This window comes from Micromonospora solifontis (assembly GCF_003725545.1).
In the GTDB taxonomy this organism is placed as follows: Bacteria; Actinomycetota; Actinomycetes; order Mycobacteriales; family Micromonosporaceae; genus Micromonospora; species Micromonospora solifontis.
The window spans coordinates 24502-30501 of sequence record NZ_RJLN01000066.1 but is presented as its reverse complement, the minus strand read 5'-3'; the positions used below and the strand labels follow the sequence as shown (position 1 = coordinate 30501).

At 73.2% G+C, this 6000-nt stretch carries 5 protein-coding genes; 1 reads left to right on the top strand and 4 read right to left on the bottom strand.

The features are described from left to right. Positions 1–501: 501 nt before the first annotated feature. The 4 genes from EFE23_RS28585 to pdhA all read right to left on the bottom strand — a co-directional run bounded on the left by EFE23_RS28585 (position 502) and on the right by pdhA (position 4490). Entirely contained in the window at positions 502–639 is a 138-nt protein-coding gene (locus tag EFE23_RS28585; RefSeq protein WP_199737156.1) for a hypothetical protein, read from the bottom strand. 223 nt (positions 640–862) lie between these two features. Beyond that, the gene (locus EFE23_RS20495) at positions 863–2326 is read right to left on the bottom strand and encodes a dihydrolipoamide acetyltransferase family protein (RefSeq protein WP_199737155.1); all 1464 of its coding nucleotides are present in this window, start codon (positions 2324–2326) and stop codon (positions 863–865) included. Continuing rightward, the gene (locus tag EFE23_RS20490) at positions 2323–3312 is read right to left on the bottom strand and encodes an alpha-ketoacid dehydrogenase subunit beta (RefSeq protein WP_123242561.1); all 990 of its coding nucleotides are present in this window, start codon (positions 3310–3312) and stop codon (positions 2323–2325) included. The genes EFE23_RS20495 and EFE23_RS20490 overlap by 4 nt, the downstream gene beginning before the upstream one ends. Beyond that, positions 3312–4490, bottom strand: a complete 1179-nt coding sequence (gene pdhA, locus EFE23_RS20485; RefSeq protein ID WP_123242560.1) for a pyruvate dehydrogenase (acetyl-transferring) E1 component subunit alpha — start codon at positions 4488–4490, stop codon at positions 3312–3314. Before pdhA ends, EFE23_RS20490 begins: the two co-directional genes overlap by 1 nt. A gap of 504 nt (positions 4491–4994) precedes the next feature. Between pdhA and EFE23_RS28245 the strand changes: the two genes are divergently transcribed. After that, positions 4995–5975, top strand: coding sequence for a hypothetical protein (locus tag EFE23_RS28245; RefSeq protein WP_158675893.1), 981 nt, complete (start codon positions 4995–4997; stop codon positions 5973–5975). The last annotated feature ends 25 nt before the right edge of the window (positions 5976–6000 follow it).

Genomic DNA, 6000 nt, shown 5'->3' with positions numbered 1-6000 from the left:
GGCCGGCGGGGGCGGGGCCCAGCCGAGGTCCGGAGCGTCGGGGTACCCGTTGTCCTGCGGGGCCGGGCGGTCGCCGTACGGCGCCGGTCCGCCGGCGCCCGGCGACACCTCGCCCGGCTCCTGGCCAGGGCGGTGCGGGGCCTCGGACGTCATGGGTGCGCCTCCTCCATCACATGTCGGCCACCGATGCCGATCGGGACCGTCGGCATGGTCGCCGGCGTTGCCGGCGGGTACCGGCCGTGCGGGCTCCCCGCACCGTATCCGGTGGCCGCCCGGAGGCGTCCGGGGGAGCACCGGCCGTCACTCACCGTCGCCGGACGCTGGCGTTGGGTTTCGCTTGTCGCGATCGGTCCGGGGCAAGGCGGGTGGCGACCGTGCCCCACCGTACCGGGCGGTGCGGCGAGGTGGAATCCCGGTGCCAATCGACGTGAAACGCCGAAGACCCGCCCGGTGTGACCGGGCGGGTCTTCGAACTGGAGGAGGTGAGGAAAGTCGAGGGCGTCAGCTCATGTGACGCTGTGCGATGGCGAGAAGCTCCTCGCGGACCGCGGGCGAGTTGGCGGAACGCAGGGCGTGCTCGATGGCGCGGGCCCGGCGGTTGGCGTCGCGGCGGCTGCGGATTCGCTCGATCATGCTCATCTTGGGTCTCTCCTCCTGGCTATTCGGTTGTCGGCCCCTTGATGTCTCTATTTAAGCGCACGACGCGCTCAACTTCCATCGATTATTAGGTGAGCTGAACCACGGACCTAAGGATCGTAGGTCAAGGCCCTCCCGGACCGAAGATTCTGTCTACCAACGGCAACGGCCGGTGTGCCGGGCGTTCACCCGATGCACACCGGCCGTGGCCGGAGCGGTGGACCCGTCAGGTCCAGGCGAGCAGTGCCGCCTCCGGGTCGGCGAGGAAGTCGCCGATGTCCCGCAGGAACTTCGAGCCCAGCTCGCCGTCGATGATCCGGTGGTCGAAGGAGAGGCCGAGCGTGGTGACCAGGCGCGCCTTGACCTTGCCCTTGTGCACCCACGGCTGCTCGCGTACCGCGCCGAAGGCGAGGATCGCCGACTCGCCCGGGGGCAGGATCGGCGTACCGGTGTCGACGCCGAAGACGCCGACGTTGGTGATGGTCAGCGTGCCGCCTGACATGTCCGCCGGGGAGGTCTTCCCCGCCTTCGCCGTCTGCACCAGGTCGGTCATCGCGTCCGCCAGCTCACGCAGCGAGAGCCGCCCGGCGTCCTTGATGTTCGGCACGATCAGGCCGCGCTCGGTGGCCGCCGCGATGCCCAGGTTGACGTACTCCTTGACCACGATCTCGTCGCCGGCCCAGGTCGAGTTGACCATCGGGTGGCGCTTGACCGCGAGCAGCACCGCCTTGGCGACCAGCAGCAGCGGCGACACGCGCACGTCCCGCCACTCGCGCCGCTCGCGGAGCCGGTCCAGGGCCTTCATCGCCCGGGTCACATCGACGGTCAGGAACTCCGTGACGTGCGGGGCGGTGAACGCCGAGCGGGACATGTTCTCGGCGGTGAGCTTGCGTACCCCCTTGATCGGGATGCGCTGCTCGCGGTCCGCGCCGAAGCTCGCGGCCACCGTCGCCGGGGCCGCGACCGTCAGCGGCTCGGCCGCCGCCGGGCTCCCGCTCGCCGCCCGCTGTACGTCCTCCCGGGTGATCGAGCCCAGCGGGCCCGAGCCGGTCAGCACGGCGAGGTCCACGCCGAGGTCCTTGGCGAGCTTGCGGACCGGTGGCTTGGCCAGCACCGGTCCGCCCGCCCGGCCGTTGCCGTTCACGGCTGGCGCGGCCGGCACCGGCGCGGCGGGAGCCGGCGCCGGAGCTGCCGGCGCGGCCGTGGCCTGGGCCGGGACCGAGCCCTTGCGCGGGCGCCGCTTGGCCGCGGTGGTCCGCGGGCCGTAGCCGACCAGCACGGCGGTACGCCCGCCCGGGGCGGCCCCGCCGATCAGGCCGGGCTCGACCATGCCCTCCTCGGGCGCGATCTCGACGGCGGCCAGCGAGGCGGCCGACGGGGTGGGCAGGTCGCTCGCCGGCGCGCCGGTGGTCGACTCCTCGATCGGGCCCGCGCCCGGGTCGGTGTCGATCGCGATGATCGGCGCACCGACCTCGACGGTGGCGCCCTCCGGCTGGAAGATCGACTGCACCTGGCCGGCCCACTTCGCCGGGATCTCCACCGCCGCCTTGGCGGTCTCCACCTCGACGATCGGCTGGTTCAGCTCGATGACGTCGCCCACCTTGACCAGCCAGGCGAGGATCTCGCCCTCGGTCAGGCCCTCGCCCAGGTCGGGGAGGTTGAACGTCTTGATCCGCGACATGTCGCTCACCAGCCGAAGGTGCGGTCGACGGCGTCGAGCACCCGGTCGAGGTCGGGCAGGTACTCCTCCTCCACCCGGGCGGCCGGGTAGGGGGTGTCGAAGCCGGTCACCCGCAGCACCGGGGACTCCAGGGAGTAGAAGCACTCCTCGGTGATCCGGGCCGCGATCTCCGAGCCCAGGCCCAGGTTGCCCGGGGCCTCGTGGACGACCACGCAGCGGCCGGTGCGCCGCACCGACTCGTACGCGGCGGTCAGGTCCAGCGGGGAGAGCGTGCGCAGGTCGATGACCTCCAGCTCGCGGCCGTCCTCGGCGGCCGCGGTGGCCGCGTCCAGCGCGGTCCGCACCATCGGGCCGTACGCCAGCACGGTGGCGTCGGTGCCCGGCCGGGCGACCCGCGACGCGTGCAGCGGGTACGCGTCGGCGAGCGGGGCGTCCAGCTCGACCGGGCCCTTCTCCCAGTAGCGCCGCTTCGGCTCCAGGAACACGATCGGGTCGTCCGAGGCGATCGCCTGCTGGATCATGGTGTACGCGTCCTGCGGGTTCGCGCAGGTCACCACCTTGAGACCGGCGGTGTGCGCGAAGTACGCCTCGGGCGACTCCGAGTGGTGCTCGACCGCGCCGATGCCGCCGCCGTACGGGATCCGGATGACCATGGGGATCCGGACCTTGCCCTGCGAGCGGTAGTGCATCTTCGCCACCTGCGACACGATCTGGTCGTACGCGGGGTAGACGAAGCCGTCGAACTGGATCTCGCAGACCGGCCGGAAGCCGCGGATGGCCAGGCCGACCGCGGTGCCGATGATGCCGGACTCGGCGAGCGGGGTGTCGATCACCCGCTGGTCGCCGAAGTCCTTCTGCAGGCCGTCGGTGATCCGGAAGACGCCGCCGAGCTTGCCGACGTCCTCGCCCATGATGACGACCTTCGGGTCGTTCTCCAGGGCCTTGCGCAGACCGGTGTTGAGAGCCTTGCCGAGGGTGAGCGTCTCCGTGGCCATCAGTGGGCGCTCCCCTCGAACGACTCCATGTACTTCGAGAACTGGGCCCGCTGCTCGTCGAGCTCGGAGGACCCGTTGGGGTAGACGTGGTCGAACATGGTGACCGGCTCCGGGTTGGGCATGGCGAGCACCCGCTCACGCAGGTGCACCGACTCGGTCCGGGCCTGCTCGTCGACCTCGGCGAAGAACGACTCGTCGGCGATCTGCTGCTTGGTCAGGAACGCCTTCATCCGGGCGATCGGGTCCTTGGCCTGCCAGGCCTCGACCTCGCTGGCGATCCGGTAGCGGGTCGGGTCGTCGGAGGTGGTGTGCGCCCCCATCCGGTAGGTGTAGGCCTCGATCAGGCTCGGGCCCTGGCCGTGCCGCGCGTTGTCCAGCGCGTGCCGGGTCACCGCGTACGAGGCGAGCACGTCGTTGCCGTCCACCCGGACCCCGGGGAAGCCGAAGCCGCCCGCCCGCCGGTACAGCGGCACGCGGGTCTGCCGCTCCAGCGGCTCCGAGATGGCGTACTGGTTGTTCTGGCAGAAGAAGACCAGGGGGGCGTTGAAGACGCTGGCCCAGACGAAGGACTCGTTCACGTCGCCCTGGCTGGTGGCGCCGTCACCGAAGTACGCGATCACCGCCTCGCCGTCGTCGCCGCCGGTCTTGCCGTCCATCGCGACGCCCATGGCGTAGCCGGTCGCGTGCAGGGTCTGCGCCCCGATGACGATCGTGTACATGTTGAACTTGAACTCGTTCGGGTCCCAGCCGCCCTGGTCGACGCCGCGGAACAGGCCCAGCGGCATGATCGGGTCGATGCCCCGGCAGTAGAGGACGCCGTGCTCCCGGTAGGTCGGGAAGGCCATGTCCTGCGGGCGCAGCGCCCGGCCGGAGCCGACCTGCGCCGCCTCCTGGCCCAGCAGGCTGGCCCAGAGGCCCAGCTCGCCCTGGCGCTGCAGCGCCGTGGCCTCGGCGTCGAGCTTGCGGACCAGCACGAGGTCGCGGTAGAGCCCGCGGTACTCCTCGTCGGTGAAGTCCACCCGGTACTCGGTCCCGTCCGGGCCGAGCGCGCTCTCGATCCGCTCGCCCTCCGGCGTGAGCAGCTGTACGAGTTCCGGCTCGCCGGCTGCGGCGGCGCGCTTGGAACGGGGTGCGGCCCGCCTGCTGCGGGCGGCGGCCCCGGGGTCGCCCTTTGCCATCCGTCTCTCCCTGTCTGGTCTGCGCCGGCGCCGGGGGGTGACCCGTGCCGCGCACATCGTGCGCCCGATCCGGCTGGTGCCGGGTCGGTCCCTGGCGGCCGCGCCTAGCCCCGGTGAGGGTTGCCGCGCGGCGTGAGCCGGGGTCCGTGGTGAACCCGGCCCGGGAGCGCCGGCGCCGTTCCGCACCAGCCGCGGGGTGCGCGGAGGTAGCGGCTGCGTTGCCGTCGTGCCTGAATGATTGCAGAGGAGGTGAGCGGGCCCACAGTATGGCCTCCCTCGCCTGTGACGTTCGATCGGGTTCGCGACGGATGGACGTTTTGTCGCCGCGCGGTGCGCCGACCCGACGGACAAATTGTGTGTCGACACGCTGTGGTGCCTGGTGAACTGAGCGTGACTGGTCCAAGCTGACTGGTGTCCCGGTGGGTGTTTGACGACTTTTGTCCGTTTCACCGTTTGGTGCCGTCCGTCGGGTCTGTCCAGGTGTCGACGTACGAGGGGGTGCCGGTGTCCGAGCCAGCAGAGGGTCCGCGTACGCCGTTCCTCGGTCGCCACCGCGTGGCCCCCGGCACCCCCTACCGCCCGGTGGTCGGGGCGCACCGCGCGCTCGGTGCCGGCGCCCCCAGCCGGGGTTACCTGTTCACCGTCGCGCTGCTCGCCGGCACCGCCTCCATGCCGATCCTCGCCGCGATCAGCGCCGGCTCGGCCACCGTGGGCAACAGCGCCCTGCCGGACAGCGGCACCCCGTTCATCCCGACCCCCTCGGTCGGGCCGGTGGTGGTCGCCCTGCCCAGCGGGAGCCAGCCCGCGATCGGGCCCACCCGCACGCCCGCCGCCGGCCCCGCGGCCACCAGCCTGCCGGTGGCCGCGCCGCGGCTGGTGCCGGCCGCCCCCGCCCTGCCCGACGACTCCGACCTCGCCTCCGGGTGGCGGCCCCGGCCGGCCGTACCGCCGGGGACACCCACCCCCGGGGCCACCCGGACCCCGCCGGGCAGTTCGCCGTCTCCGTCACCGGTCCCGTCGCCGTCGGCCTCCGCATCGGCGACACCGGAACCGACGCCCACCGCCACGGCCGAACCGACCAGCACGTTCTCCGACCCGGTTGGCGATCCGTCGGCCACCGCGAGCCCGTCGGCCGGTCCGGGCGCGGACCCCACCCCGAGCGGTTCGCCCAGCGCCACCCCGCCACCGACCGGTGCGCCCCCGACGCAGTCGCCCGAGCCGACCCCCAGCGCCGCCCCCAGCCCGCCGGGCCTGAGCCACCGACCGGTCACGCCAGGACCGCGTGCCGGCCAGCGCACCCCACGGCCGGCGCCCGCCCCGGCACCGCGTACCCGGCCGGCCACGCCGCCCGCCGTGCGAGCCGCGGCGCCGCGTACCCGGCCCCCGGCCACGCCGCCGGCTGTGCCCAGCCCTTCCCCGCAGCCGGCGCCGGTCCCCACCGTTCCGGCGGTGCCCCCGGCCACGGAGGCCGACCCGCGGGCCTGAGTGAAGGGTCGACCGCGACCGCCGT

Bases quoted from the DNA above. Each gene is read 5' to 3' on its own strand.
- EFE23_RS28585 (WP_199737156.1), bottom strand. From the start codon at position 639: ATGAGCATGATCGAGCGAATCCGCAGCCGCCGCGACGCCAACCGCCGG.
- EFE23_RS20490 (WP_123242561.1), bottom strand. From the start codon at position 3,312: ATGGCCACGGAGACGCTCACCCTCGGCAAGGCTCTCAACACCGGTCTG.
- pdhA (WP_123242560.1), bottom strand. From the start codon at position 4,490: ATGGCAAAGGGCGACCCCGGGGCCGCCGCCCGCAGCAGGCGGGCCGCA.